This is a genomic window from Halomonas sp. IOP_31, from assembly GCF_021151495.1.
GTDB classification, from domain to species: Bacteria; Pseudomonadota; Gammaproteobacteria; order Pseudomonadales; family Halomonadaceae; genus Modicisalibacter; species Modicisalibacter zincidurans.
On sequence record NZ_JAIRBP010000008.1, the window covers coordinates 52,710 to 78,524 of the forward strand.

Below are 25,815 nucleotides of genomic sequence, written 5' to 3' on the forward strand. Positions count from 1 at the left end.
TCATGAAGCTGTCATCTTGGTTAGGCATCGTGTGTCGGGCGAAAGTTGAACACTCTCATCGACAGGAGTTACACAATGAACCGCATCCTCAACAGCCGTATCGTGAAGACGACCGCGATCGCCGCTGCCGTGATGGGCGTCGCAGGCGTTGCCCAGGCGCGTGAGCAGCTGCGCATCGTCGGCTCGAGCACGATCTACCCATTTGCCAGCTATGTCGTCGAGGAGTTCGGCGCGACCACCGATTACCAGACGCCGGTCATCGAGTCCACCGGCTCAGGCGGCGGCCTGAAGCTGTTCTGCGAAGGTGTCGGTGAGGATACGCCGGATATCACCAATGCTTCACGGCGCATCAAGACTTCCGAATTCGAACGTTGCCAGCAGAACGGCGTGACCGACATCACCGAAGCGGTGATCGGCTATGACGGTATCGCCTTCGCCGAATCCAGCAGCAACGAACCGATCGACCTGACTCGCGAGCAGATCTTCCTGGCGCTGGCCGCCAAGGTGCCGCAGGACGGCAAGCTGGTTGCCAACCCCTACCAGAAGTGGAGCGACATCGACCCCTCGTTGCCCGATCGCGAGATTTCCGTCTATGGTCCGCCTACCACCTCCGGCACCCGTGACGCCTTCCAGGAACTGGTCATGGAAGCCGCCTCCGAAGACATGCCAGCCTATGGCGGCGATGGCTATACCGACATCCGCTCGGATGGCGCCTATATCGACGCCGGCGAGAACGACAACCTGATCGTCAAGCGCCTGGCCGAGGACACCAAGGCCTTCGGCATCTTCGGCTACTCGTTCCTCGAGGAGAACACCGACACGCTGATCGGCGCCAGCATCGATGGCGTTGCGCCGACCCCGGACGCGATCAGCTCCGGCGAGTATCCGGTCTCCCGCTCGCTGTTCTTCTATATCAAGAACCAGCACGCCGAGTCCGTGCCGGCGATGTACGAATACGCCAATCTGTTCATGACCGAGAAGATGATCGGGCCGATGGGGTATCTGAAGGGGCTGGGGTTGATTCCGCTGCCCGAGGAGATGCGTAGCGAACAGCGTCAGGCGGTCGAGAACCAAGAGAAGCTCGAACTGGCCGACCTCAAGTAATCATGTCGCTGCATGAAACGGTGGGGCCGGTGGCGCAAGCCGCCGGCCCGCATGCATGCAGGGTGGCCCTGAGGGAGCGGACTCCTGCCAAGAGAATGTTATGTCGACCAACCTGATTTATCTGCTTTTCGGTGGCGTGCTGTTGATGCTGGGGCTGGTTGCCTTCTTCGCGGCGCGTGGCAAGGCGACACGCACACGCGTCTCTGGCGTGGCGATGTTTGCCCAGCCCGATCAGTACGCCTGGTTCTCAGTGCTTGCCACGGCCGGCCCGGCGATTCTGGCCGGCGCGCTGGGCGCCTTCGTGCTGCTGCTGCTGGGCGCCGAGATCCCCGTGGTGTACTTGCTCTCGGCCAGCATGGTGATTGCCGCCATCGGCCTGTTCGTCGGACTCAAGCAGGTGCGCCCCGACTTTCATGCCCGCCAGGCGATCGAAAGGGTCATTCGCCTGGCGCTGGCTACGGCGGCCTTGATGTCGATCGTCACCACGGTAGGCATCCTGCTGTCGATCGTCTCCGAAGCGATCCGCTTTTTCCAGATGCAAAGCCTGTGGGACTTCATCTCCGGGACCACCTGGGCGCCGGGCGACAGTTTCCTGGCTTCCGCGGGGCGTGCCGGCGAAGGCGCGGGAGGAGCGCAGTTCGGTTCGGTGCCGCTGTTCGCCGGAACCTTCCTGATTTCGCTGATCGCCATGCTGGTGGCGATCCCGGTGGGGCTGATGGCGGCTATCTACATGGCCGAGTTCGCACCGCCCAAGGTACGCGACCTGGCCAAGCCGGTGCTCGAGGTGCTCGCCGGGATTCCCACCGTGGTCTATGGCTTCTTCGCGGCAATCACCATTGCTCCGATCATCGTCGACGTGGCCGGCTTCTTCGGTCTCGATGCGTCCTACAACAACGCGCTGGCACCGGGGGTGGTGATGGGGATCATGATCATCCCGTTCATTTCGTCGCTTTCCGACGACGTGATCAATGCGGTGCCCGACAGCATGCGCGAAGGCTCGCTGGCACTGGGCATGACCAAGGGCGAGACCATTCGCAACGTGGTGCTGCCGGCCTCGCTGCCGGGGATCATCTCCGCTTCGCTGCTGGCGGTGTCGCGGGCGCTGGGCGAAACCATGATCGTGGTAATGGCCGCCGGCATGCGCCCCAACCTGACCGCCAACCCGCTCGAGGACATGACTACCGTGACGGTGCGCATCGTCGCCGCGCTGACCGGCGACCAGGAATTCGAAAGCGCCGAAACCTTGTCCGCGTTCGCGCTGGGACTGGTGCTGTTCGTGGTCACGCTGATCCTCAACATGGTCTCGGTCCTGATGATTCGTCGCTTCCGCGACAAGTACCGCACCAACACCCTGTGACACGACGAGGAATGTTGCGCTCATGAGCCAATCCTTTGACGAGATCACCGCCCAGCTGAAGCGGCGTCATCGCCGCTCGGCGCGCCTCAAGTACCTGTCGATGGGGGCGCTGATCCTGGCGGCGGCGTTTCTGCTCGTTTTCATCGGCGACATGCTGGTCAAGGGCCTGCCGGCCTTCCAGCAGGCGCAGATTCAGGTCGAAGTCCGCTACAGCGAGCAGGCGCGTGAAATTCCGCCGGCCGCGGTCGACGATGACGTGCGCGCGCTGGTCAGTCGCGGTTATCTGCGCCTGATCCCCAGGCGTATGGACGCAAATCCCGAGCTGCTGGGCACCACCCGCATGGAGTGGGTGCTCGCCGACAGCTCGGTTGATCAGTATCTCAAGGGTAACGAGGACGCCCTGCGCGCCAGCGAGGTCCGCGTGGTCGAACGCCTGGTCGAGGCCGGGCGCGCCGAGTTGCGTTTCAATACCACGTTCTTCACCAACGGCGACTCCAAGATGGCGGAACTGGCTGGCATCGCCTCGGCGGCGATAGGCACCGTCCTGACGCTGATCGTGACCATGCTGGTATGCTTTCCGATCGGCGTGATGACGGCGGTCTATCTGGAAGAGTTCGCCCCCGACAACCGGCTGACCCAGCTCATCGAGATCAACATCAACAATCTCGCGGCGGTGCCGTCGATCCTGTTCGGGCTGCTGGGCCTGGCGATCTACATCAACTTCTTCGGCGTGCCGCGCTCATCGCCGCTGGTCGGCGGCCTGACGCTGGCGCTGATGACGCTCCCGGTGATCATCATCACCACGCGCTCGGCGCTGCGCAGCGTGCCGGACGGCATTCGCCAGGCGGCGTTCGGGGTCGGCTGCTCGCGCTGGCAGGTGGTGCGCGATCATGTACTGCCGTTATCCCTGCCCGGCATTCTGACCGGCTCGATCATCGGCATGGCCCAGGCGATGGGCGAGACCGCGCCCTTGATCATTGTCGGCATGGTGGCCTTCATCCCCGATGTCGGCGGTTCCTTCACGGATGCCGCGACGGTGATGCCGGCGCAGATATTCACCTGGGCCGGAGAGCCTGACCGTGCCTTCGTCGAGAAGACGGCCGGCGGCATCCTGGTGCTGCTGGCGGTGCTAATCTCGCTCAATGCCACGGCGGTGTGGCTGCGCAAGAAATTCGAACGGCGCTGGTAAGTCACCACTTTGCATAGGACAAGATCATGCTGAACGAGCAAACTGTCGAAAGTCGCGATAAACCCCATGGCGTGCAGCGTCAGCCGGCGCCCGGTGGGCCGGTAAGCCGCAACGAGAAGGCCAATCACGAACTGAGCATCCGCGTGCGCGATCTCAACCTGTGGTACGGCGACAACCAGGCGCTGAAAAATATCGACATCGACGTCTACCAGCGCAACGTGACCGCGCTGATCGGTCCGTCGGGCTGTGGCAAGTCGACCTTCCTGCGCTGCCTCAACCGCATGAACGACCTGATCAAGGGCGTGCGAGTCAGCGGACGGGTGGAAATGGACGGTCGCGACGTCAATGACGCCAGAATGGACGAGGTCGCGCTGCGCCGTCGGGTCGGCATGGTCTTCCAGAAGCCCAACCCGTTTCCCAAGTCGATCTACGAGAACGTCGCCTACGCACCGCGCATGCACGACCTGGTCGGTCGCAAGGCCGAGCAGGACGAACTGGTCGAGCGCGCACTGACCGACGCCGGGCTGTGGAACGAGGTCAAGGACAAGCTGCAGCAGCCCGGTACCTCGCTGTCCGGCGGTCAGCAGCAGCGGCTATGCATCGCCCGAGCGATCGCCGTGCAGCCCGACGTGATCCTGATGGACGAGCCCACCTCGGCGCTCGATCCGATCTCGACGGCGACCATCGAGGACTTGATGGACAAGCTCAAGCAGCAGTTCACCATCGTCACGGTCACCCACAACATGCAGCAGGCCGCGCGCGTCGCCGACTACACGGCGTTCTTCCACCTCGGCGAGGTGATCGAATACAACGACACGCAGATGATGTTTTCCAATCCCTACACCAAGAAAGCCGAAGATTACATCACCGGTCGCTACGGCTGATCACCCCCTGGGGCTTCTTGAACCGCAGCCGGCGGGCGTGGTAAACCTACCGGCCACGGAGATGGCATTCCTCCGGGTCTTCAAGACCGAACCACCGCCCGTCACGGCGGTTAATGATGCCTGCGAAGCGCCCGAGGTGCGTAGCAGGCATCGTATGTCCCTTCCTCCCGGCCGCTTCGCGTTGCTTTCGTTTCCCTTGTAAATGACAGGACGAAGAACGCATGTGGTTATCGATATTGGCCATCGGCGGCGGCGCGGCACTAGGCGCCAACTTGCGCTGGCTGCTGAGTCTCTGGCTGAATGCGCTGTTTCCCACGCTGCCGCCCGGCACGCTGCTCGCCAATTTGCTGGGTAGCTGGCTGATCGGCGTGGCCTTCGCGTCGTTCGCTCAGATGCCGTCGTTGTCGACGGAATGGCGACTGTTCGTGGTTACCGGCTTTCTGGGCGCGTTGACGACCTTCTCGACGTTTTCCATCGAAATGCTCGCCAATATCCAGACGGGCCGCTGGGGCATGACGCTGGCGGGCATCGCCCTGCACGTCGGCGGTTCGCTGGGCATGGCCGCGCTGGGCATGGCGACGTTCGGCGCGCTGCGCCATCTGGCGGGGATGCTGAAATAGGCACTCGCTCGGGTGCTGAAATAGGCTCTCGCTCGGGTGCTGAAATAGGCTCTCGCTCGGGTGCTGAAATAGGCACTCGCTCGGGTGCTGTCAGGATGCTGGGAACGCCCGCTGGCCGATCGGCGCCAACGAGCGCGGTGTCAGTCGGCGAGTTCGACGGCGATTGCCGTGGCCTCGCCGCCGCCGATGCACAGGCTGGCGATGCCGCGCTTGCCGCCGCGTCGGCGCAGTGCGTTGAGCAGCGTGACGATGATCCGCGAGCCGGTGGAACCGATCGGGTGGCCCTGGGCGCAGGCGCCGCCGAAGACGTTGACCTTGTCGTGATCCAGCCGCAACTCGTCGATGGCGATCAGCGTGACCACGGCAAAAGCCTCGTTGATCTCGTAGAGATCGACGTCATCGGCCGACCAGCCGAGGCGCTCGAGCAACTTGCCGATCGCGCCCACCGGAGCGAGGGTGAATTCGCTGGGGTGCTGGGAATGCGTGGCATGGCCGAGGAGCGTGGCCTGCACCGAGGCGCCGACGGCCTCGGCCGCGCCACGGCTGGCCAGGATCAGCGCCGAGGCGCCGTCGGAGATCGAGCTTGAGTTGGCGGCGGTGATGGTGCCGTCGCGACTGAAGGCAGGGCGCAGCGTACGGATCTTGTCGAGGCGCGCCGCGAACGGCTGCTCGTCATGCTCGACCACGCTCTCGCCATGGCGCGAGGCGACCGTGACCGGGGCGATCTCGGCGTCGAGTTCACCGGCTTCGTGCGCCGCCATGGCGCGCTCCAGCGAGGCGATGGCGAAATCGTCCATGCGTTCGCGGGCGTAGCCCCGGCCATCGGCGACCTGCTGGGCGAAGGCGCCCATCAGCTGTCCGCTCTCGGCGTCCTCAAGGCCATCGAGGAACATGTGATCCTTGAGTTCGCCATGGCCCAGGCGATAGCCGCCGCGGGCGCGGGTCAGCAGGTGCGGGGCGTTGGACATCGACTCCATGCCGCCGGCGAGCAGGATCTCGCCGCTGCCGGCGCGAATCAGGTCGTGGGCGAACATGGCGGCCTTCATGCCCGAGCCGCACAGCTTGTTGACGGTGGTCGCGCCGCGCGCATCGCTGATCCCGGCCTGGCGCATCGCCTGGCGTGCCGGCCCCTGCTTGACCCCGGCGGGCAGCACGCAGCCGAGGATGCCTTCGTCGATGGCGTCGGCGTCGATGCCGCCACGCTGGATGGCGGCACGGATGGCGACGGCGCCGAGCTGCGGTGCGCTCAGGCTCGACAGGCTGCCGAGCATGCCGCCCATTGGGGTGCGCGCACCGCCCAGGATGACGATATCGCTCGTTGAAGACATGGCGTTCTCCACTCTCGTTATTCGATGGGGCCGGCATGGCTGCGTTGACCGCCGGGTGGCCCTATGCTTTGCTCGGTAAAAACCAAGCAAACGCTCGTGTTCAGGTCCTGGCTCAATGACTTTAGTGAACGCCTCACCCCGTCGCAAGGAGTTGGTCCGGATCGCCGCTCGTCTGTTCGTCGAAGAGGGCTTCGACCGGACCACGGTGCGCATGCTGTCCCAGGCGATGGGGATCAAGTCGGGCAGCCTGTTTCACCACTTCAGCGACAAGCAGGCGATTCTCCGCGCGGTGATCGAGATCGGCATGCAGCATGCGCTGACACTGGCGCGTGGGTCGCTGGCCGAGGCCGGATGCTCGCCCGAGGTGCGCCTCGATGCGCTGGCGCGGGCGCACCTCGAGACGTTGCTGACCGAGCGCAATGCGCATGTCGTGGCGCTCTATGAATGGCGGCGTCTGGACGCTGCTTCGCGGGATCACCTGATCCACCTGCGTGACGCCTACGAGTCGCTGTGGCAGAAGGTGGTCGACGAAGCGCTGGAGGCCGGGCTGATCCACGGCGATCGCTTGCTGGTGCGGCGTTTCGTGCTCGGCGCGCTCAACTGGACGGTGCGCTGGTACGACCCGGCAGGGCCGCGCTCGCCCGAAGCGCTGGCCGGCGAACTGCTTGCCATGCTGAGCGGCCGCGCGTTGGCCGCCGCACAAACGGAGACACGCTGAATGCAATTGACCGAACGTACCTTCCTGATCACCGGCGCCGCCTCGGGGCTGGGCGCGGCGACCGCCGAACGGCTGGTGGCCGGCGGCGCCCGGGTGGTGCTCTGCGACCTGAGCGAGGCCGTCGAGGCGCTTGCCGAACAGCTGGGCGAGGCGGCCTTGGCGTGCCGCGGCGACGTCACCGATGGCGACGCCATGCAGTCCGTCGTCGATCGCGCGCTGGAGTGGGGCGGTTTGTATGGCGGTTTGCATGGAGTAGTGCACTGCGCCGGGGTGGTCAGCGTCGCCAAGCTGCTCGATCGCGACGGCAAGCCGGCGGATCTCGAGGCCTTCGCACGCACCGTCAACGTCAATCTGGTGGGCACCTTCAACGTGTTGCGACTGGCGGCGGCGGCGATGGCGCGCAACGAGCCGCAGGGCGAGGATGGCGAGCGCGGAGTGATCATCGACACGGCGTCGATCGCCGCCTTCGACGGCCAGGTGGGCCAAGCCGCCTACAGCGCGTCCAAGGCCGGGGTGGCGGGCATGACCCTGCCGCTGGCCCGCGAGCTGTCGCGCCACGGCATCCGCGTGATGACCATCGCTCCGGGGGTCTTCGAGACGCCGATGATGGCGGGCATCCCCGATGATGCCCTCGCCGCGCTGTCGGCCGCGGTGCCGTTTCCCAAGCGCCTGGGACGGGCCACGGAGTTCGCCATGCTGGCCGAGCAGATCGTCACCAACGCGATGCTCAACGGCGAGACCATTCGCCTCGACGGCGGCATCCGCATGCAGTGATGAACCTCGTCGGGCGGTTCCATGAATAGCTCGAGGGAGCCGCCCGACGGTCTGTGGGCCTACCTCGCGAGAATCAAACGAACGCTTGACTTGCACTCGGCGCCGGGATAATTTCAAACGCATGTTTGAGAGCGGCCCAGGCCGCACGACCGACCGATTCCGGCGTGTATTGAGGAGTGTTCGTCATGCCCGACTATCAGGCTCCGCTGCGCGATCTGCGCTTCGTCATGGATGAGCTGCTGGACTACCCCGGCCACTACGCAGGCCTGCCGGGCGGCGAAGACGCCTCGCCGGACGTGATTGCGGCGATCCTCGAGGAGGGCGGACGCTTCGCCCGCGAGGTGCTGCTGCCGCTCAATCAGCGTGGCGATCAGGAGGGCTGTGTGCTCGAGGGCGGCGAGGTCAAGACCCCGCAGGGCTTCAAGGAGGCCTATGCCCAGTACGTCGACGGCGGCTGGCCGGGGTTGGCGGCCGAGCCCGAGTTCGGCGGCCAGGGGTTGCCGGCGTCGCTGAACCTGGCGCTGTCGGAGATGATCTGCTCGAGCAACCTGGCCTGGGGCATGTACCCGGGGCTGTCCCACGGGGCCGCCGATGCGCTGCGCCATCATGGCAGCGATGCCCAGAAGGCCAGCTACCTGAGCAAGCTGGTCGAGGGCGTGTGGACCGGCACCATGTGCCTGACCGAGCCGCATTGCGGCACCGACCTGGGACTGATCAAGACCCGTGCAGTGCCCGACGACGATGGCGGCTATCGGATCACCGGCACCAAGATCTTCATCTCCGCCGGCGATCACGACCTGACCGAGAACATCGTTCACCTGGTACTGGCCAAGCTGCCCGACGCGCCGGAGGGCTCGCGGGGCATTTCGCTGTTCGTGGTGCCCAAGTACTTGCCAGAAAGCCTGCCGGACGCCGGGGGCCGCGTCGGCGAGCGCAACGGCGTGAGCTGCGGCTCGCTGGAACACAAGATGGGCATCCACGGCAACGCCACCTGCGTGATCAACTTCGACGCCGCCAAGGGCTACCTGGTGGGGCCGAAGCACAAGGGCCTGGCGTGCATGTTCACGATGATGAACGAGGCGCGTATCGGGGTGGGCATCCAGGGGCTGGGGCTGATGGAGGCGAGTTTCCAGAATGCCCTGGCGTACGCCCGGGATCGCCTGCAGATGCGTGCGCTGTCGGGGCCCAAGGCCACCGACAAGCCGGCCGATCCGATCATCGTGCATCCCGACGTGCGCCGCATGCTGCTGACCCAGAAGGCGCTCGCCGAGGGCGGGCGGATGCTGGTGATGTATACCGGTCAACAGGTCGACCTGGCCGAGCACGCAGCCGATGCCGCCGAGCGCGAGCGTGCCGAGACGCTGCTCGGCCTGCTCACGCCGATCGTCAAGGCGTTTCTCACCGAGCTGGGCTTCGAGGCGACCAACGAGGGCGTGCAGGTGTTCGGCGGCCACGGCTTCATCGCCGAGTGGGGCATGGAGCAGTTCGTTCGCGATGCGCGCATCACCCGGCTCTACGAGGGCACGACCGGCATCCAGGCGCTCGACCTCCTGGGCCGCAAGGTACTGATGAGCCAGGGTGAAACGCTCAAGGTCTTTACCAGGGAGATCCACAAGTTCTGCCAGGCGCAAGCCGACAACAGCGCCCTCAAGGCCTATATCGAGCCGCTGTCCAGACTCAACGCCGAGTGGGGCGAGCTGACCATGGCGGTGGGCATGAAGGCCATGCACGATCGCGAGGAAGTCGGTGCGGCGAGTGTCGACTACCTGCTTTATTCGGGCTATGTGGCGTTGGCCTATCTGTGGGCACGGGCTGCGAATACCGCCAGCCAGGCGCTCGCCGCGGGCAAGGGCGACGGGGCGTTCTATCGGGCCAAGCTGGCGACGGCGGATTTCTACTTCCAGCGCCTGCTGCCGCGCACCCGCGGGCATGCCGAGATGATCCGCGCCGGTGGCGTTTCGTTGATGGCGTTGAGTGCCGATGAGTTCGGCCTTGGCTTCGAGATCTAAGGTTTCGGGCATGACACGATGTCTCTAGGTCAGGCGCTCTGACCCTTGCAGGCGGGCCTCGGCTCGCCATTTTTGTGACTCCTCGTTTTCTTATTCAAAACAATACCAGGCGGTTTGTCGTCGGTCGCGGATGGGGTCATCATGGAAGCACCGCAAAAAAGCCAGGATGACCCCATGGAGCACGACGTCGACGACGATAAGCGCCGTATGCCTCTCAACCTGACGCTGACCTTGGCGGCACTGGTCATCATCATCGGTGGCATGAAACTCGGCGCCGACTTGCTGGTGCCTTTGATTCTGTCGCTGTTCATCGCGATAATCTGTACCTCGCCGGTACACTGGCTATACCGCATGGGGGTGGGGCGCCGCAGCGCCGTGCTGCTGACCCTGCTGATTGCCGGGGTCTTTCTGGTGCTGCTGGGTTCGTTGCTGGCGAGCAGTTTCGCGACCTTCATGGAAGCGTTGCCCAAGCTCGAGGGGCAACTGCGCAAGCAGTATCTGAGCCTGCTCAACTGGCTATCGAGCCTGGGCGTGTACATTCAGCCCAAGCAAATATCCGAATGGCTCGATCCGAGCAGCACCATGCAGATGGTACCGACCTTCCTCGGTAGCCTGGGCAGCTTGCTGTCGCAAAGCGTGCTGATCATCCTGCTGGTGATCTTCATGCTTTTCGAGACCCTGGACTTTCGCAACAAGGTGGCGCAATCGCTGGAAAACCCCGCGCCGAGCCTGCGACGGTTCAAGGAATTCAGCTATAACTTGAAGCGCTATCTGGCGATCAAGACGTTGATCAGTCTGGTGACCGGAGCGCTGATCTACGCCGCCTGCCTGCTGCTGGGGGTACAATTTCCGCTGTTGTGGGGAACGCTGGCCTTCGGCCTCAATTACATACCCAATATCGGCTCGGCCCTGGCGGCGCTGCCCGCCGTGCTGCTGACGCTGGTAATGCCCGATGGCGGCCTGGCCAAGGCGGGGATGCTGGCCAGCGCCTATCTGGTCATCAACTTCGTGATCGGCAATCTCATCGAGCCGCGGGTCATGGGCAGGACACTGGGGCTATCGACGCTGGTCGCCTTCTTGTCGCTGGTGGTGTGGGGCTGGATTCTCGGGCCGGCCGGCATGCTGCTGTCGGTGCCGTTGACGATGACCCTGAAGATCGCGCTGAACAGTCATCCCGAAACGCGCTGGCTGGCACGCATGCTGGGTGGGCGCCTCGAATAAGATAACGACGTGGTGACGGAGCCATCGCCCCGTGTGAAGCGGGACGATGGCTAGCCAGGGGCGAGTCCGAATCAGGCGTTCTGGTCGATGAACTGGACCAGCTGCGACTTGGACTGGGCGCCGACCAGCGAGGCGATCTTGGCACCCGACTTGAACAGCATGACGGTGGGGACGCCGCGCACGCCCTGCTCGGCGGCGATGTCCGGCGCATCATCGACATTGACGCTGACCACCTTGAGATCGTCGGCCTTCTCGTCGGCGACTTCCTCGATCACGGGGGCCATCATCTTGCAGGGTCCGCACCAGGGTGCCCAGAACTTCAGCAGAACGGGCTTGTCGGCGCCGAGAACTTCCTGCTCGAAGTTGGCCATGGTGACATCGACGTTGTTAGCCATGTATCTCTCCAGATTGCTTGCGCACTTCTCTTAGCGTAGTCGACCGATGGTAGCTGGCGGCTTTCGGGCTGGCAAATACTCATTGGCAGGCTGCCCGATAGTTGCATGCTATCAATAATCGACCCGTCTTGCCGCCGGCTGGCGTGCCGACTATGATGCCTTTATATGCCATAAAGTAATCGATTTAAAGAGTTTTAGTTCCTTTGGGGAATTTCACGCGCGGTACGCAAAGGCGCCCGCAGGTCAGCAGCAGCGTCAGTAGCAATCAGGGATACGGCATGAAATTGCAGCAATTGCGCTATATCTGGGAAGTCACCCGGCACAACCTCAATGTCTCGGCAACGGCACAGAGCCTGTTCACCTCGCAGCCGGGCATCTCCAAGCAGATCCGCCTGCTCGAGGACGAACTGGGTGTGGAGATCTTCGCCCGCAGCGGCAAGCACCTGACCCGGGTGACCCCGGCCGGCGAGCCGATCGTCGAACTGGCCGGCGAGGTGCTGCGCACCGTCGACAACATCAAGCAGGTCGCCCAGGAACACAGCGACGAGCGGCGCGGCAGCCTGTCGTTGGCCACCACGCATACTCAGGCGCGCTATGCGCTGCCGCCGCTGATCGGCGAGTTCACCCGCAAGTATCCTGATGTCGCCCTGCACATGCAGCAAGGTACGCCCAAGCAGATCGCTCAGATGGTCAGCGAAGGGCTCGCCGATTTCGCGATCTGCACCGAGTCGCTGGAGCTGTTCAACGACCTGGTACTGTTGCCGTGCTACCGCTGGAACCGCTGCATCCTGGTGCCCGAGGATCATCCGCTGGCCAAGCTGGGCGAGCTGACCCTCGAGCGACTCGCCGAATACCCGTTGGTCACCTACGTCTTCGGTTTCACCGGTCGCTCGCAACTCGACGACGCCTTTCGCACCAAGGGGCTGACGCCCAACGTGGTGCTCACCGCCGCCGATGCCGACGTGATCAAGACCTACGTACGCTTGGGGATGGGCGTGGGCATCGTCGCGCGCATGGCGATCGACCCCGAGGCCGACGACGATCTGGTGCCGCTGGATGCCAGCCATCTATTCGCCAGCTCCACCACCAAGATCGGCATTCGTCGCGGCACCTTCATGCGCAGCTACATGTACGATTTCATCCAGCGCTTCGCGCCGCATCTCGATCGCGACCTGATCGACGCCGCGCTGGCCGCGGGGCCGCGTCACGAGCAGGAGCTGTTCACCAATGTCGAACTGCCGGTACGCTGAGCGCGGCTTGAGCGCTACGCAAACCTGAAAAAACCCGCCGCGGCGGGTTTTGTTCACCAAGCTCGATGCGCTCAGTGCTGCAGATGCAGGCCGCATTCGCGCTTGTCCTCGACCTTGGTGGGGTCGAAGTAGTCGAAGTTGTTGGGCAGGTCGTGGCGCTGCAGATACTGGTACATCTCCTTGGCGGTCCAGTGCAGCACCGGCGCGACCTTGATCAGCCCGGCGGCGTTGACCGAGACCGGCTGCATCTGCGAGCGCTCGGCGGTGTCCTCGGCGCGCAGCGCGGTCAGCCAGACCTGCGGGTCCATCTCGCGCAGTGCGCGTGCGAACGGCTCGAGCTTGACCTCCTCGGTGAAGACGGCGTGACGCGGATCGTCGATACTCGGCAGCGACCCGTCGACGGCTTCGCGATGGGCCCGCGAGCGGCGCGGATGGTAGATCGTCAGGTTCAGCGACAGCCGCTTGGCGACTTCGTCGGCGAAGCGATAGGTCGCATCGGTGTTGTAACCGGAATCCATCCATACCACGGGAATATCCGGCTGCACCTGGGTCGCCATGTGCAGGATCACCGCTTCGAAGGGCCGGAAGTTTGTGGTGCAGATGGCGCGCTTGTCGAGACTCAGCGCCCAACGCGTCAGACCTTCCGGGTCGTTGCCCAGTTGCTCGTTGATCGCATCGATGTTCAGGTCCATGCCGTCTCCTGGAATCGTCCGGGGACTTCCCCGAAATGTTCTTACGGTAGCAGAGCGCCGAGCCGGGCCCCCAATACCGTTTGGTTCGAACCTTATATAGCCAAATCGAAGGTTATGAAGCTCAACTAGAACGCGATGAGCTAGTTTCGTAACGACCGGGCGCGGCGAGCGCCTCCATCAATCGCGCGATCTTGGCCAGGGTCTCCTTATATTCCTCCTCTTCATCGGAGTCGGCGACCAGCCCGCCGCCGCCCCAGATATGCAGCCGCCCGGCATCGGCGACCACGCTGCGGATGGCGATCGAGGTATCCATGCGGCCGCGCACGTCGACGTAGCCAAGACTGCCGCAGTACAGGCTGCGCCGGCTGGGCTCGAGCTCGTCGATGATCTGCATCGCGCGCACCTTGGGCGCGCCGGTGATCGAACCGCCGGGGAAAGCGGCGGCCAACACGTCGAGCGGTGAGTGGCCGGCGGCCAGTTCGCCGCTGACCACGCTGACCAGGTGATGCACGTTGGCGTAGCTTTCCAGACCACAGAGCTGCGCTACCCGCACGCTACCCGGCCGGCATACCCGGCCCAGGTCGTTGCGCAGCAGATCGACGATCATCACGTTCTCGGCGCGATCCTTGGCACTGGCACGCAGGTCGTCGGCGAGGGCGCGATCCTCGCCGGGTGTCGCACCGCGTGCCCGGGTGCCCTTGATCGGCCGGGTCTCGACTCGGCCATCCTCGACCGCCAGGAAACGCTCCGGCGACAGCGACAGCACGGCCTTGTCATCCCACGCCAGGTAGCCGGCGAAGGGCGTGGGCGTGGCGCGGCGCAGGCGCCGGTAGGCCTGCCAGGCGCTGCCGGAATAAGCCGCGCTGAAACGCTGGGCGAGATTGATCTGATAGCAGTCGCCGGCGTGGATATAGCGCTGGACACGGCGAAAGCGCTCGCCGTAGGCGGCGCGATCGAGCTCGGCGGCAAACGCTTCGCGCAACTGGAAGTCGTCTTCTTCGGCGGCGGGCGCGGCGGCGAGCCAGGCAAGCGCCTGGACGCGGCGCTCCGGCGTGGCGACCAGCCAGGCCTTTCGGGCCTGATGATCCTCGATCACCGCCCAGTCGTACAGCCCCAGGCGACAGGCGGGCAGGGCGTTGATCGCCTGGGCGTGGCCGGGCAACGGCTCGAGCTGACGGTTGAGATCATACCCCCAGTAACCGATCAGCCCGCCGAGAAACGGCAGCTCGCTGGCCGGAACCTCGATGTCGAGGCTATCGAGCAACGCCTGCTGGGCGGCGAACGGTGCGCCGGGCAGCGCCATCGGCGGGTCACAGCGAGTGCCGCCATCGGCGGCGATCTCCAGCGTCGCCAACGGGTCGCTGGTCAGTATGTCGTGGCGGCCACCGGGCGCGTCGGGGCGGCCGCTATCCAGCAGTACGGCGCCGGGTCGCTGGCTCAGCGCGGCAAAGCGTAGCGTGGGATCGCCCTGATAGGGCAGCGGGAGAATGTCGAGTCGTGAGCGCATGCCGAGTAATCGCGGTGGACGAGCGACCCATTCTATCAGTGGCCGGCGTTGTCGTGCGTTTGTCGAGGCGCGGCTCGCCGATCAACGCCATGGGCTCAAGCTGACCGGCCACTTGTCGGCCGGCTGGATTCATTGTCGACAACCTTTCGCATGCCCCCGTCTGCAATATACGCCGAAAGGTGTATCAGTTTATTATGGCGCGGTATTGACGCGCTATCGGCTGCTGGCTAGAGTGCTTATTTCTCTAGATTGTCGACAATGGTAAGCAAGACCATGCAGGACAGCGACGTACCCGAAGTCCGCACGCTCGCCGAGCGGGTCTTCAATCAACTGCAGGACGCCATCGTACGTGGCGAGCTGGCGCCGGGCACCAAGATCACCGAGCCGGGGCTCGCCGCGGCCTACGGCATCTCGCGCGGGCCGTTGCGCGAGGCGATGCGCCGCCTCGAGACCCACCGGCTGATCGAGCGAGTGCCGCACGTCGGCGCGCGGGTGGTCAAGCTGTCGATGAAGGAACTGCTCGAGCTGTTCGACGTGCGCGAGGCGATGGAGAGCATGGCCGCGCGGCTTGCCGCCCGCCACATGAGCGCCGAGGAGATCGCCGGGCTGCGCGAGGTGCTGGCGGTTCACGAGCGTCAGAGCGATCTTTCGCGGGGCGAGGCCTACTACCAGCGCGAGGGCGATCTCGACTTCCATTATCGCATCGTGCTCGGCAGCCACAACCGCATGCTGATGACGCTGCTGTGCGACGATCTCTACTACCTGGTGCGCCTCTACCGCACCCAGTTCAGCGCCAGCGGCGCCCGCCCGCAGCGGGCGTTCGTCGAGCATCATCGCATCGTCGATGCCATCGAGGCCGGCGACGAGGAACTCGCCGAGCTGCTGATGCGCCGCCACGTCAGCGCCTCCCGCGAGAACGTCGCGCAACGCTATGCCGCGGTTCTCGAGCAGGAAGCCGAGACCACCGTGACCCCCATCCAGAGGAAATCGTCATGACCCGAATGACTCCCGGGGCGCGCTTTCGCGCCGCGCTCGAGGCCCATCGGCCGCTGCCCATCGTCGGCACCATCAACGCCTATACCGCGCTGATGGCCGACAAGGTCGGCCATCCGGCGATCTATCTCTCCGGCGGCGGCGTCGCCAACGCCTCGTTCGGGCTGCCCGATCTGGGCATGACCACCATGAACGACGTGGTCGAGGACGCCCACCGGATCACCGGAGCCACCGACGTGCCGCTGCTGGTCGACATCGATACCGGCTGGGGCGGGGCCTTCAACATTGCCCGCACCATCAAGGAGATGGGTCGCGCCGGGGTGGCGGCGGTGCACATCGAGGACCAGGTGGCGCAGAAGCGCTGCGGCCACCGGCCCAACAAGGCGATCGTCTCGCAGCAGGAAATGGTCGATCGCATCAAGGCCGCCGCGGATGCCCGGCTCGACCCCGACTTCTACCTGATCGCGCGCACCGATGCCTTCCAGAAGGAGGGCCTGGAAGCGGCCGTCGCCCGTGCCAACGCCTGTGTCGAGGCCGGCGCCGATGCGATCTTCGCCGAGGCGGTGCACAGTCTCGATGACTACCGCGCGTTCTGCGAGGGCGTCGAGGCGCCGATTCTCGCCAACATCACTGAATTCGGCGCCACGCCGCTGTTCACCCAGACCGAGTTGGGCGAGGTGGGCTGCCGGATGGTGCTCTATCCGTTGTCGGCGTTTCGCGCCATGAACGCCGCCGCGCTCAAGGTCTATCGCAGCATTCACCAGCAGGGCCATCAGCACGACGTGGTCGAGCTGATGCAGACCCGCGACGAGCTCTACGATTTCCTCGACTACCATGCCTTCGAGAACAAGCTCGATGAGTTGTTCGATCAGGAGCAATGAAGACTGGTACGGCTTGCCGGCGATAAGCCTGCGCGAGGGCGCTGTAAATCCTTCCTTGGAAGCTACTTTTGCCATCCATGGCAAAAGACCCTCGCTCCGCCTTGTCCCCGGCACCGTTATCTAAACATAAGCGGCGAAGCTAAAATCCACGCCAAGGAGACACATTATGGCAGAGAAGACGCCTAACAGCGCCGGCCTGCGCGGCCAGAGCGCCGGCAGCACCGCGCTGTGTACCGTCGGCAAGGAAGGCTCGGGGCTGACCTACCGCGGTTACGACATCCACGACCTGGCCGAGCATGCGCGCTTCGAGGAAGTCGCCTACCTGCTGCTCAAGGGCAAGCTGCCGACCCAGGCCGAGCTCGATGCCTACGTCGCCAGGCTCAAGACGCTGCGCGGCCTGCCCGATGCGCTCAAGGCGGTGCTCGAACAGATCCCCGCCGGCGCCCATCCGATGGACGTGATGCGCACCGGTGCCTCGATGCTCGGCAATCTTGAGACCGAGCAGCACTTCGACGAGCAGCAGGACCAGTCCGATCGCATGCTCGCGGCGTTCCCCTCGATCATCAACTACTGGTACCGCTATTCGCACGATAACGTGCGCATCGACACCGAGACCGACGATGAGTCCGTTGGTGGCCACTTCCTGCACCTGCTGCACGGCAAGCCGGCCTCCGAGCTGCACGCGCGGGTCATGAACGTCTCGCTGATTCTCTATGCCGAGCACGAGTTCAATGCCTCGACGTTCACCGCGCGGGTCTGCGCCTCGACGCTCTCGGACATCCATAGCTGCGTGACCGGGGCGATCGGCTCGCTGCGCGGACCGCTGCACGGCGGCGCCAACGAGGCGGCGATGGCGATGATCGAAGACTGGCAGTCGCCCGACGAGGCCGAGCGCGAGATCCTCGCCATGCTCTCCCGCCGCGACAAGATCATGGGCTTCGGCCATGCGATCTATCGCGAGTCCGATCCGCGCAACGCGATCATCAAGCAGTGGTCCAGGAAGCTCTCCGAGGATGTCGGCGATACGCGCCTCTACCCGGTATCGGAGCGTGTCGAGGAAGTCATGTGGCGCGAGAAGAAGCTGTTCTGCAACGCCGATTTCTTCCACGCCAGCGCCTATCACTTCATGGGCATCCCCACCAAGCTGTTCACCCCGATCTTCGTCTGTTCGCGGCTGACCGGCTGGTGCGCCCACGTCTTCGAACAGCGCGAGAACAACCGCATCATCCGCCCCAATGCGGACTACACCGGGCCGGAAAAGCAGCAATGGGTGCCGATCGAGCAGCGTAGCTGAGGTGGCCTACGCGCGGGTTTAGTGGGAGCGAATTTATTCGCGATTGGAAGCCGAAACCCATCGGGAACAAGTTCCCTCCCACAAGGCCAACGGCTGCCACGGCCAAGCCGTTATAAGTAACAATTCAAGGAAACGCCATGAGCGCCAACGTCGAACAGAATCAGCGTCCCGATTACGACCCCGAACTACAAAAGATCGCCGATTATGTGCTCGGCTACCGCATCGACAGTCAGGAAGCCCTGGATACCGCCCGCAACTGCCTGATGGATACCCTGGGCTGCGGCCTTCTCGCGCTGCGCTTTCCCGAGTGCACCAAGCACCTGGGGCCGCTGGTGGAAGGCACCGTGGTGCCGCACGGCGCGCGGGTGCCGGGCACCCAGCTGCGCCTCGACCCGGTCAAGGCGGCCTGGGACATCGGCGCGATCATCCGCTGGCTGGACTACAACGACACCTGGCTGGCCGCCGAGTGGGGCCATCCGTCGGATAACCTGGGGGCGATCCTGGCCGTCGCCGATCACCTCTCGCAGCAGCGCGTGGCGCGTGGTGCGGCACCGTTGACCATGCGCGACGTGCTCGAGGCGATGATCATGGCCCACGAGATCCAGGGCGTGCTGGCGCTGGAAAACTCCTTCAATCGCGTCGGGCTCGATCATGTGGTGCTGGTCAAGGTCGCTTCCACCGCGGTGGTCGCCAAGCTGATGGGCGCCGATCGCGAGCAGCTGCTCGCGGCGCTGTCGCACGCTTTCGTCGACGGCCAGTCGCTGCGCACCTATCGCCACGCCCCCAATGCCGGCTCGCGCAAGTCATGGGCGGCGGGCGACGCCACTTCCCGGGCGGTGCGCCTGGCGGATATCGCCATGCGCGGCGAGATGGGCATTCCGGGCGTGCTCAGCGCGCCGCAGTGGGGCTTCTACGATGTGCTGTTCGCCAAGACCAACAAGGACCAGCAGGTCAAGCCCGAGGATCAGCGGCGCTTCAAGGTGTCGCAGGAGTACGGCAGCTACGTGATGGAGAGCGTACTGTTCAAGATCTCCTTCCCCGCCGAGTTCCACTCGCAGACCGCCTGCGAGGCGGCGGTGCGGCTGCATCCGCAGGTCAAGGATCGTCTCGGCGAGATCGACAAGATCGTCATCACCACCCACGAGTCGGCGATCCGCATCATCTCCAAGGTCGGCGAGCTGGCCAATCCGGCCGACCGCGATCATTGCCTGCAGTACATGACCGCGGTGCCGCTGGCGTTCGGCAACCTGATCGCCGAGCACTACGAGGACAGCTTCCACGCCGACAACCCGATCATCGACGAGTTGCGCGCCAAGATGGTGATCGAGGAGGACGAACGCTACAGCCGCGAATACCTGGAGGCCGACAAGCGCTCGATCGCCAATGCGCTGCAGGTGTTCTTCACCGATGGCAGCAAGACCGAGCGTATCGCCATCGACTATCCGGTCGGCCATCGTCGGCGCCGTGAGGAGGGCATCCCGCTGCTCGAGGCCAAGTTCAAGGCCAACCTGGCGACGCGCTTCCCGGCCGCGCGCAGCGAGCGGATCTTCGCGCTGTGCAAGGATCAGGCGCGACTCGAGAGCACCGCCGTGGATGCGTTCATGGATCTGTTCGTGATCTGAGCGCAACCGAGGGGGCGACTGCCCCCTCGGCGTGTTCTGCCAAGCTCTATCGGGAACAAGTTCCCTCCGCACTCCACCGCTCGGACCATGAGCTTGTTAGCCGTTGCTCTACGCCTCCTTGTGGAGTGAGTAAAAAAGGAATAATTTGTACTCATGGATGAGTTTGAATTCGACGCAGTAAAAAGCCAAGCCAATCTGGAAAAGCACGGTGTTGATTTCGAGACTGCTCAAACGCTTTGGACAGAAGGCCGTATTCGTCTGATTTCAGTCAGGCGTTCCCGCCGGAAGGAGGTTGAGCTCTATGAAAGCTAAAGACTTCGATAAAAAATTTGAGGAAGACCAGGAAGATATTGTTACCGACCTGGAGCTGTCCTCGGCTCGCCGCGTTAACCAGGAACAAAAGCGAATTAACGTCGATTTTCCGGCTTGGGTCGTGGAATCGTTGGATCGTGAGGCCGCTCGCATTGGCGTTACCCGCCAATCGATCATCAAGGTGTGGCTGGTGGAGCGCCTTCAAGCAGAATCTGCTAACAAGCCACTCAGCGGTGCGCCGCAGGCGGCGCACATTAGCGAGCGTTAGATTGCGTCCCCCATGGGGGCGAACTTGTTCGCGATTCTGTTTTAGAAATCCGCAAGCGGTTCAGCGGTTATCGCCGCCGCGCTCCAGCTTGTCGATCAGCGCATCCAGGTCGGCTTCGTCCATCGCCGGTTCGCCGACGATGCGATGCGATTCGTCGGCCCAGGCGCCGAGATCGATCAGCCGGCAGCGCTGGGAACAGAACGGCCGGTAGGGGTTGTCGCTGATCCATTCGACGCTCTTGCGGCATTGCGGGCAGGCGACTTGCAGCGGGCGGTCGTTCGCCGCGTCGTTGCGGGAGGCGTTGTTGCGTGAATCCTGAGTCATGATGGGTCACCGGATGGGCGGGTGAATGGTGCGGTGAGTTGGCGATAAAGGGCGTCGAGCCGTGCGACCTGGACGGCGAGCGCGTCGAGATCGCCGCCATTGTCGATCACGTCGTCGGCCTTGGCCAGACGCTCGTCGCGGGACATCTGTGCGGCGACGATGGCGCGGGCCTGGGCGTCGTCGACGTCGTCGCGCGCGGTAGTGCGGGCCAGTTGCAGCGCCTCGGGCACGTCGATCACCAGGCGGCGGTCGACCAGCCGATGCTGTCCCGACTCGAACAGCAGCGGCGAGACCAGCAGGTGATAGGGCGCGCCGCTTTTGCGCATGCGCGCAAGGTGCGTCAGCAGGCGCTCGCGAACCCGCGGATGGGTCACCGATTCCAGCCAGGCGCGCTCCTCGGGCTTGGCGAACACGATGGCGCGCAGCCGGCGCCGGTCGAGCCGGCCGTCGGCGTCGAGCACCTGCTCGCCGAAATGCGCGGCGATCTCGGCCAGCGCCGGCTCGCCGGGCGCGACGATCTCGCGGGCCACGTCGTCGGCATCGACCCAGGGCACGCCGTGGGCGGCGAAGGCCTGGGCGACGGCGTTCTTGCCGGCGGCGATACCGCCGGTCACACCGATGGTCAGGAGGCGATTCACGCTCAGTCCTTCATAGCTAAGGTCGGAATGTGCTCAGCCTAGCAACAGCGACCGATAGGCCGCCATCAACGGCGCGCCATACAGCAGCGCGATCCAGCCGGCCAACGCCAGGAAGGGGCCGAAGGGCAGCGGCATGCCGCGCAGCCGGGGAATCGTCAGTTGCACGATCGAGCCGATCACCGCGCCGACCCCGGCGGACAGGATCAACAGCAGCGGCAGCAGCGGCCAGCCCAGCCAGGCGCCCAGCGCGGCGAGCAGCTTGAAGTCGCCGTAGCCCATGCCCTCCTTGCCGGTGATCAGCTTGAACAGCCAGTAGAAGGCCCACAGCACCAGGTAGCCGGCGACGGCGCCGATCACCGCGCTGGGCAGTTGCCAGGGCTGAAAGAATAACTGGTACAGAAGCCCCGCCCAGAGTAGCGGCAGGGTCAGCACGTCCGGCAACAGCTGGGTGCGCAGGTCGATCACCGCCAACGCGAGCAGGGTCAGGCAGGCGCCGATCAGCGCCAGGCTGGCCAGCGTGGCGCCGTGCAGGGCGACCACCGCCACCGCCAGCACGCCGCCGGCCAGCTCGATCAGCGGATAGCGCGCGCTGATCGGCTGGCTGCAGTGAGCGCAGCGTCCGCGGCGCTTGAGATAGCCGAGCAGCGGGATGTTGTCGTGCCAGGCGATCTTTGCGGCGCAATTGGGGCAGTGCGAGCCCGGCATGGCCAGGTTGACCTTCGGCAGCTCGGCGACCTTGGGATCGACGTCCATCTCGAGCGCCGCGCGGGCTTCCTCGTGCCACTGACGCATCAGCATCGCCGGCAGCCGGGCGATCACCACATTGACGAACGAGCCCAGAAATAGCCCGAGCATCGCGACCAGCGGCCATAACAGCAAAGGCGGGAAATCGGCCGGCAAGGGAGACTCCTTCTAATCGTCGGCAGGCATCGGCGCCAGACGGTACCATAGCCGTGCATTGCTGACATGGCTGAGGTGCGTCACGAGCGAAGGCGAGACAAGGCGACATTCACCGAGGCCGCGGAGTTTAGCAGCGCTAAATGAGCATGCCGAGGTGAATGTCAACGCCGTATCGTCGAGCGCAGTAGCACCTGCTCAAATGGCGTTGCCCAACTCGAAGATCGGCAAATACATCGACACCACCAGGCCGCCGACCAGCACCCCCAATACCACGATGATGAACGGCTCGAGCAGCGAGGTCAGGGCGTCGACCTTGTTGTCGACCTCTTCCTCGTAGAAGTCGGCGACCTTGTTGAGCATGGTGTCCATCGAGCCGGCTTCCTCGCCGATGCTGACCATCTGCACCGCCAGCGTCGGGAACAGGTTGCCGGTGCGCATCGCGAAGTGCAGTTGCTGGCCGTTGGAGACGTCGTCGCGAATGCGCAGGATGGCGCGCTCGTAGACGTAGTTGCCGGTCGCCCCGGAGGCGGTCTCCAGCGACTCGACCAGCGGCACGCCGGCCGAGAAGGTGGTCGACAGGGTGCGCGAATAGCGCGCCACCGCCGACTTGTCGAGGATGTCGCCGATCACCGGCAGCTTGAGCGCGAGCTTGTGAACCCGATAGGCGAACGCCGGCGAGCGCCTGGTGCCCTGGACGAGAGCGACGATCGCCGCGGCGACGACCGCCAGCCCGGGCAGCCAATAGGCCTGGGCGAATTCCGAAAGCGTGATGGTCATGCGCGTCATCGCCGGCAGTTCGGCGCCGAAGCCGGCGAACAGGCTTTCGAACTGGGGCACCACCTTGACCAGCAGCAGCGCGGTGACGCCGACGCCCACCGCGAGCACCGCAACCGGGTAGTACAGCGCCTTGCGTACCCGCGACTTGAGCGATTCGACCTTTTCCTTGTAGCTCGCCACCCGTTCGAGCATGCGATCCAGCGCGCCGGACTGCTCGCCGGCGTCGACCATGTTGACGAACAGCCGGTCGAAGTGGCGCGGGTGCTGGCGTAGCGCGTCGGAGAAACTCGAGCCGGCGGCCACCTCGTCGGCGAGCTTCTGCACCAGGTTGCGCATCGCCGGGTTCTTGAGGCTCTCGGTGACCACGTTGAAGGCCTGCAGCACCGGCACCCCGGCGCGGATCATGGTTGCCATCTGGCGCGAGAACAGCATCACGTCGCGGGCCTTGATGCGCCCGCCGCCGCCGAACAGGCTGCTTTTCTTGCGGATGCTCGAGACGATCACGCCCTGCTTGGCGAGTTCGCGTTCGACCTCGCCGCGCAGGGTCGCGACGATCTCGCCGTCGACCACCTGGCCACGGCTGTTCTTGCCCTTCCAGCGCCAGCGGTAGAGCTGGGTCTTTTCACGGCCGTCGCGCGCCTTGCGGGACTGCGGGCGCCTGGTGGCGGTGCTTGAGGTAGTAGCCATTGTCGGTTCCCTGCGCCGATTGCGGCGCCCGTGCGTTTATTGGTTATCGGCCGCGCTGACGCGGTCTTGATAGGCGTCCTCTACGGAGCGCTTCAGTCCTTGGTGACGCGGTTGACCTCCTCGAGGCTGGTCAGGCCCTCGAGGACTTTCTGCAGGCCGCTGCGGCGCAAATCGGGGTAGCCCTCCTGGCGAGCGGCCTCGTCGATGTCCATGGCGTTGGCTTCCTGCATGATCAGTCGGCCGATCTTGGTGCGAATCGGCACTACCTCGTAGATGCCCAGCCGGCCCTGGTAGCCCAGCGTGCACTGGTTGCAGCCCGCCGGCTGATAGATCGTCGCGCCGGCGAGCTCATCGTCGCTGAAGCCTTCCTCGTGCAGCGCCTGGCGGGGGATGTCGGCGGGCTTCTTGCAGTGGCTGCACAGCTTGCGGACCAGCCGCTGGGCGATGATCAGCGACACCGAGCTTGCGATGTTGAACGGCGCGATGCCCATGTTGCGTAGCCGGGCCAGGGTTTCCGCCGCCGAATTGGTGTGCAGCGTGGAGAGCACCAGGTGGCCGGTCTGCGAGGCCTTGACGGCGATCTCGGCGGTTTCCAGGTCGCGGATCTCGCCGACCATCACCACGTCGGGGTCCTGGCGCAGGAAGGCGCGCAGGGCGGTGGCGAAGTCGAGGCCGATCTTGGGCTGCACGTTGACCTGATTGACGCCCTGCAGCTTGATCTCCACCGGGTCCTCGGCGGTGGAGATGTTGCGCTCGGCGGTATTGAGGATGTTCAGGCCGGTGTAGAGCGTCACCGTCTTGCCGCTGCCGGTGGGGCCGGTGACCAGGATCATCCCCTGCGGCTGGGCCAGGGTGTGCTCGTAGATCGCCTTCTGCCGGGGGGTGAAGCCCAGCGCGTCGATCCCCAGCTGGGCCGAGGCGGGGTCGAGCAGGCGCAGGACGATCTTCTCGCCGTAGACGGTGGGCAGCGAGTTGACGCGGAAGTCGATCGAGCGGTTCTTGGACAGGCGCAGCTTGATCGCGCCGTCCTGGGGCAGGCGGCGCTCGGAGATATCGAGCCTGGCCATCACCTTGAGGCGCGCGGCGATGCGGGTGCGCATGTTGAAGGGCGGACGCGCGACCTCGTGCAGGATGCCGTCGATGCGCAGACGAATCCGGTAGCTGGTCTCGTAGGGCTCGAAGTGGATGTCCGAGGCGCCGCGGCGAATGGCGTCGAGCAGCAGCTTGTTGACGTACTTGACCACCGGGGCATCGTCGCCGGAGGCGGTGATGCCGGTCTCGGCGCCTTCGTCGAGGGGCTGCTCGCCGTACTCCAGGCCATCCAGGCCCTCCTCGTCGCCGAGCGCCTCGAGCATGGTGTCGGCATCGCCCTGCGCCAGGTAGCTCTCCACCGCCGGCTCGAGCTGGTCGATGGGGGCCAGCACGCCCTCGACCGACAGCCCGGTGGCGAACTGCAACTCGTCGAGCGTCGCCAGCGACGAGGGGTAGGGCACCGCCACGGTCAGCCGATGGCCGACGCGAATCAGCGGCAGGATGCAGTGGCGGCGCAGCACCTGGTCGGGCATGTCGCGATGCGGCGGCAATATCTCCTTGCGCAGCGCGTCGAGATCGACGATCGGCAGGCCGTATTCGTGGGCCGCGGCCTGGGTCGCCTCGCGGGCCGGCACCAGGCCGCTGTCGATGACGTGCTTGAGCAGCGAGGTTTCATTGGCGCGGGCTTCTTCCTCCGCCCGGTGCATCGCCGCCTCGCTGACCAGCCCCTCGGCGATCAGCCGCCGGGAGAGGCCGCGCAATCCGTCCGAGTGCCCCGCCGAGGCGCGGGCCAGGGTGGAGTCGATGGTCGGCGCGTCGTCCGCCGGTGCATCCGGCGTGTCGGCGGTATCGGGGGCGTAGGGGGGCTGATAGGAAGACATGGCCTCGGGCGTTCTGCCTCTCGTTGCGATCGCGTTCCTGCGTGGGGCGCGTGCCAGTCATGTTACTGACCCAAGCTCCCATCCGATACGGTACTCCCGGCAGGGCATTTCTGGTGTAAAATAATGTAGTCTATTTCAGCGTCGGTAGTGCAGGCCTG

At 64.9% G+C, this 25,815-nt stretch carries 25 protein-coding genes and 1 riboswitch; of the genes, 16 read left to right on the plus strand and 9 right to left on the minus strand.

Annotation, left to right across the window (positions count from 1 at the left end; all coding sequences use genetic code 11):
• Positions 1–75 precede the first annotated feature (75 nt).
• The 5 genes from K7I12_RS06370 (at position 76) to crcB (ending at position 5,154) form a co-directional block, all read left to right on the plus strand.
• Positions 76–1,104: a PstS family phosphate ABC transporter substrate-binding protein gene (locus K7I12_RS06370; protein ID WP_231663503.1), complete on the plus strand. Its 1,029-nt coding sequence runs from the start codon at positions 76–78 to the stop codon at positions 1,102–1,104.
• Between the two features lie 100 nt (positions 1,105–1,204).
• Positions 1,205–2,461 carry a phosphate ABC transporter permease subunit PstC gene (gene pstC / locus K7I12_RS06375; protein WP_231663505.1) on the plus strand — a complete coding sequence of 419 codons (1,257 nt, stop codon included), beginning with the start codon at positions 1,205–1,207 and terminating at the stop codon, positions 2,459–2,461.
• 22 nt (positions 2,462–2,483) lie between these two features.
• On the plus strand, positions 2,484–3,650 hold the full coding sequence (gene pstA / locus K7I12_RS06380; RefSeq protein WP_231663507.1) for a phosphate ABC transporter permease PstA: 1,167 nt from the start codon (positions 2,484–2,486) through the stop codon (positions 3,648–3,650).
• 26 nt (positions 3,651–3,676) lie between these two features.
• Positions 3,677–4,534 (plus strand): phosphate ABC transporter ATP-binding protein PstB, encoded by an 858-nt coding sequence (gene pstB / locus K7I12_RS06385; protein WP_231663509.1) that lies wholly within the window; start codon positions 3,677–3,679, stop codon positions 4,532–4,534.
• A gap of 48 nt (positions 4,535–4,582) precedes the next feature.
• Positions 4,583–4,664, plus strand: a riboswitch (Fluoride riboswitch).
• A gap of 91 nt (positions 4,665–4,755) precedes the next feature.
• Entirely contained in the window at positions 4,756–5,154 is a 399-nt protein-coding gene (crcB, locus tag K7I12_RS06390) for a fluoride efflux transporter CrcB (protein ID WP_231663511.1), read from the plus strand.
• Positions 5,155–5,294: 140 nt separating this feature from the next.
• Here crcB and K7I12_RS06395 read toward each other — a convergent pair whose 3' ends face one another.
• Complete coding sequence (locus tag K7I12_RS06395; RefSeq protein WP_231663513.1) at positions 5,295–6,482, minus strand: acetyl-CoA C-acyltransferase; 1,188 nt, start codon at positions 6,480–6,482, stop codon at positions 5,295–5,297.
• Between the two features lie 115 nt (positions 6,483–6,597).
• On the opposite strand from K7I12_RS06395, the gene K7I12_RS06400 reads away from it, so the two are divergent.
• The 4 genes from K7I12_RS06400 (at position 6,598) to K7I12_RS06415 (ending at position 11,204) form a co-directional block, all read left to right on the plus strand.
• Entirely contained in the window at positions 6,598–7,200 is a 603-nt protein-coding gene (locus K7I12_RS06400) for a TetR/AcrR family transcriptional regulator (RefSeq protein WP_231663515.1), read from the plus strand.
• Positions 7,201–7,974 carry an SDR family NAD(P)-dependent oxidoreductase gene (locus tag K7I12_RS06405; RefSeq protein WP_231663518.1) on the plus strand — a complete coding sequence of 258 codons (774 nt, stop codon included), beginning with the start codon at positions 7,201–7,203 and terminating at the stop codon, positions 7,972–7,974.
• A 185-nt stretch (positions 7,975–8,159) separates the two neighbouring features.
• Positions 8,160–9,983: an acyl-CoA dehydrogenase C-terminal domain-containing protein gene (locus K7I12_RS06410; RefSeq protein WP_231663520.1), complete on the plus strand. Its 1,824-nt coding sequence runs from the start codon at positions 8,160–8,162 to the stop codon at positions 9,981–9,983.
• Positions 9,984–10,157: 174 nt separating this feature from the next.
• On the plus strand, positions 10,158–11,204 hold the full coding sequence (locus tag K7I12_RS06415; RefSeq protein ID WP_231663597.1) for an AI-2E family transporter: 1,047 nt from the start codon (positions 10,158–10,160) through the stop codon (positions 11,202–11,204).
• Positions 11,205–11,275: 71 nt separating this feature from the next.
• On the opposite strand, the gene trxA is transcribed toward K7I12_RS06415, so the two are convergent.
• Complete coding sequence (gene trxA, locus K7I12_RS06420; RefSeq protein ID WP_231663522.1) at positions 11,276–11,599, minus strand: thioredoxin; 324 nt, start codon at positions 11,597–11,599, stop codon at positions 11,276–11,278.
• Between the two features lie 278 nt (positions 11,600–11,877).
• On the opposite strand from trxA, the gene cysB reads away from it, so the two are divergent.
• Positions 11,878–12,849, plus strand: a complete 972-nt coding sequence (gene cysB / locus K7I12_RS06425) for an HTH-type transcriptional regulator CysB (RefSeq protein WP_231663524.1) — start codon at positions 11,878–11,880, stop codon at positions 12,847–12,849.
• Positions 12,850–12,920: 71 nt separating this feature from the next.
• Here the strand turns inward: cysB and K7I12_RS06430 are convergent, their stop codons facing one another.
• Entirely contained in the window at positions 12,921–13,541 is a 621-nt protein-coding gene (locus tag K7I12_RS06430) for a phosphoadenosine phosphosulfate reductase domain-containing protein (protein ID WP_231663527.1), read from the minus strand.
• A 121-nt stretch (positions 13,542–13,662) separates the two neighbouring features.
• Entirely contained in the window at positions 13,663–15,048 is a 1,386-nt protein-coding gene (gene pabB / locus K7I12_RS06435) for an aminodeoxychorismate synthase component I (RefSeq protein WP_231663529.1), read from the minus strand.
• 258 nt (positions 15,049–15,306) lie between these two features.
• On the opposite strand from pabB, the gene K7I12_RS06440 reads away from it, so the two are divergent.
• The 6 genes from K7I12_RS06440 (at position 15,307) to brnA (ending at position 20,418) form a co-directional block, all read left to right on the plus strand.
• Positions 15,307–16,044 (plus strand): GntR family transcriptional regulator, encoded by a 738-nt coding sequence (locus K7I12_RS06440; RefSeq protein WP_231663532.1) that lies wholly within the window; start codon positions 15,307–15,309, stop codon positions 16,042–16,044.
• Positions 16,041–16,922, plus strand: a complete 882-nt coding sequence (gene prpB / locus K7I12_RS06445) for a methylisocitrate lyase (RefSeq protein ID WP_231663534.1) — start codon at positions 16,041–16,043, stop codon at positions 16,920–16,922. The genes K7I12_RS06440 and prpB overlap by 4 nt, the downstream gene beginning before the upstream one ends.
• Positions 16,923–17,088: 166 nt before the next feature.
• Complete coding sequence (gene prpC, locus K7I12_RS06450) at positions 17,089–18,216, plus strand: bifunctional 2-methylcitrate synthase/citrate synthase (protein ID WP_231663536.1); 1,128 nt, start codon at positions 17,089–17,091, stop codon at positions 18,214–18,216.
• A gap of 137 nt (positions 18,217–18,353) precedes the next feature.
• Complete coding sequence (prpD, locus tag K7I12_RS06455) at positions 18,354–19,838, plus strand: 2-methylcitrate dehydratase (RefSeq protein ID WP_231663538.1); 1,485 nt, start codon at positions 18,354–18,356, stop codon at positions 19,836–19,838.
• Between the two features lie 153 nt (positions 19,839–19,991).
• Positions 19,992–20,150, plus strand: coding sequence for a hypothetical protein (locus K7I12_RS06460; protein ID WP_231663540.1), 159 nt, complete (start codon positions 19,992–19,994; stop codon positions 20,148–20,150).
• Positions 20,140–20,418 (plus strand): type II toxin-antitoxin system BrnA family antitoxin, encoded by a 279-nt coding sequence (gene brnA / locus K7I12_RS06465; RefSeq protein WP_231663542.1) that lies wholly within the window; start codon positions 20,140–20,142, stop codon positions 20,416–20,418. Before K7I12_RS06460 ends, brnA begins: the two co-directional genes overlap by 11 nt.
• A gap of 60 nt (positions 20,419–20,478) precedes the next feature.
• On the opposite strand, the gene yacG is transcribed toward brnA, so the two are convergent.
• From yacG to pilB, 5 genes are all read right to left on the minus strand, one after another.
• Positions 20,479–20,742: a DNA gyrase inhibitor YacG gene (yacG, locus tag K7I12_RS06470; RefSeq protein WP_231663544.1), complete on the minus strand. Its 264-nt coding sequence runs from the start codon at positions 20,740–20,742 to the stop codon at positions 20,479–20,481.
• Positions 20,739–21,368 carry a dephospho-CoA kinase gene (gene coaE, locus K7I12_RS06475; RefSeq protein WP_442908026.1) on the minus strand — a complete coding sequence of 210 codons (630 nt, stop codon included), beginning with the start codon at positions 21,366–21,368 and terminating at the stop codon, positions 20,739–20,741. The genes yacG and coaE overlap by 4 nt, the downstream gene beginning before the upstream one ends.
• Before the next feature lie 45 nt (positions 21,369–21,413).
• Positions 21,414–22,235, minus strand: a complete 822-nt coding sequence (locus tag K7I12_RS06480; RefSeq protein WP_231663602.1) for a prepilin peptidase — start codon at positions 22,233–22,235, stop codon at positions 21,414–21,416.
• 240 nt (positions 22,236–22,475) lie between these two features.
• Positions 22,476–23,744 carry a type II secretion system F family protein gene (locus tag K7I12_RS06485; protein WP_231663546.1) on the minus strand — a complete coding sequence of 423 codons (1,269 nt, stop codon included), beginning with the start codon at positions 23,742–23,744 and terminating at the stop codon, positions 22,476–22,478.
• A 92-nt stretch (positions 23,745–23,836) separates the two neighbouring features.
• Positions 23,837–25,657: a type IV-A pilus assembly ATPase PilB gene (gene pilB, locus K7I12_RS06490; protein ID WP_269438580.1), complete on the minus strand. Its 1,821-nt coding sequence runs from the start codon at positions 25,655–25,657 to the stop codon at positions 23,837–23,839.
• Positions 25,658–25,815 lie beyond the last annotated feature (158 nt).

Bases quoted from the DNA above. Each gene is read 5' to 3' on its own strand.
- K7I12_RS06370 (WP_231663503.1), top strand. From the start codon at position 76: ATGAACCGCATCCTCAACAGCCGTATCGTGAAGACGACCGCGATCGCC.
- pstC (WP_231663505.1), top strand. From the start codon at position 1,205: ATGTCGACCAACCTGATTTATCTGCTTTTCGGTGGCGTGCTGTTGATG.
- pstA (WP_231663507.1), top strand. From the start codon at position 2,484: ATGAGCCAATCCTTTGACGAGATCACCGCCCAGCTGAAGCGGCGTCAT.
- pstB (WP_231663509.1), top strand. From the start codon at position 3,677: ATGCTGAACGAGCAAACTGTCGAAAGTCGCGATAAACCCCATGGCGTG.
- crcB (WP_231663511.1), top strand. From the start codon at position 4,756: ATGTGGTTATCGATATTGGCCATCGGCGGCGGCGCGGCACTAGGCGCC.
- K7I12_RS06395 (WP_231663513.1), bottom strand. From the start codon at position 6,482: ATGTCTTCAACGAGCGATATCGTCATCCTGGGCGGTGCGCGCACCCCA.
- K7I12_RS06400 (WP_231663515.1), top strand. From the start codon at position 6,598: ATGACTTTAGTGAACGCCTCACCCCGTCGCAAGGAGTTGGTCCGGATC.
- K7I12_RS06405 (WP_231663518.1), top strand. From the start codon at position 7,201: ATGCAATTGACCGAACGTACCTTCCTGATCACCGGCGCCGCCTCGGGG.
- K7I12_RS06410 (WP_231663520.1), top strand. From the start codon at position 8,160: ATGCCCGACTATCAGGCTCCGCTGCGCGATCTGCGCTTCGTCATGGAT.
- K7I12_RS06415 (WP_231663597.1), top strand. From the start codon at position 10,158: ATGGAGCACGACGTCGACGACGATAAGCGCCGTATGCCTCTCAACCTG.
- trxA (WP_231663522.1), bottom strand. From the start codon at position 11,599: ATGGCTAACAACGTCGATGTCACCATGGCCAACTTCGAGCAGGAAGTT.
- cysB (WP_231663524.1), top strand. From the start codon at position 11,878: ATGAAATTGCAGCAATTGCGCTATATCTGGGAAGTCACCCGGCACAAC.
- K7I12_RS06430 (WP_231663527.1), bottom strand. From the start codon at position 13,541: ATGGACCTGAACATCGATGCGATCAACGAGCAACTGGGCAACGACCCG.
- pabB (WP_231663529.1), bottom strand. From the start codon at position 15,048: ATGCGCTCACGACTCGACATTCTCCCGCTGCCCTATCAGGGCGATCCC.
- K7I12_RS06440 (WP_231663532.1), top strand. From the start codon at position 15,307: ATGGTAAGCAAGACCATGCAGGACAGCGACGTACCCGAAGTCCGCACG.
- prpB (WP_231663534.1), top strand. From the start codon at position 16,041: ATGACCCGAATGACTCCCGGGGCGCGCTTTCGCGCCGCGCTCGAGGCC.
- prpC (WP_231663536.1), top strand. From the start codon at position 17,089: ATGGCAGAGAAGACGCCTAACAGCGCCGGCCTGCGCGGCCAGAGCGCC.
- prpD (WP_231663538.1), top strand. From the start codon at position 18,354: ATGAGCGCCAACGTCGAACAGAATCAGCGTCCCGATTACGACCCCGAA.
- K7I12_RS06460 (WP_231663540.1), top strand. From the start codon at position 19,992: ATGGATGAGTTTGAATTCGACGCAGTAAAAAGCCAAGCCAATCTGGAA.
- brnA (WP_231663542.1), top strand. From the start codon at position 20,140: ATGAAAGCTAAAGACTTCGATAAAAAATTTGAGGAAGACCAGGAAGAT.
- yacG (WP_231663544.1), bottom strand. From the start codon at position 20,742: ATGACTCAGGATTCACGCAACAACGCCTCCCGCAACGACGCGGCGAAC.
- K7I12_RS06480 (WP_231663602.1), bottom strand. From the start codon at position 22,235: ATGCTCGGGCTATTTCTGGGCTCGTTCGTCAATGTGGTGATCGCCCGG.
- K7I12_RS06485 (WP_231663546.1), bottom strand. From the start codon at position 23,744: ATGGCTACTACCTCAAGCACCGCCACCAGGCGCCCGCAGTCCCGCAAG.
- pilB (WP_269438580.1), bottom strand. From the start codon at position 25,657: ATGTCTTCCTATCAGCCCCCCTACGCCCCCGATACCGCCGACACGCCG.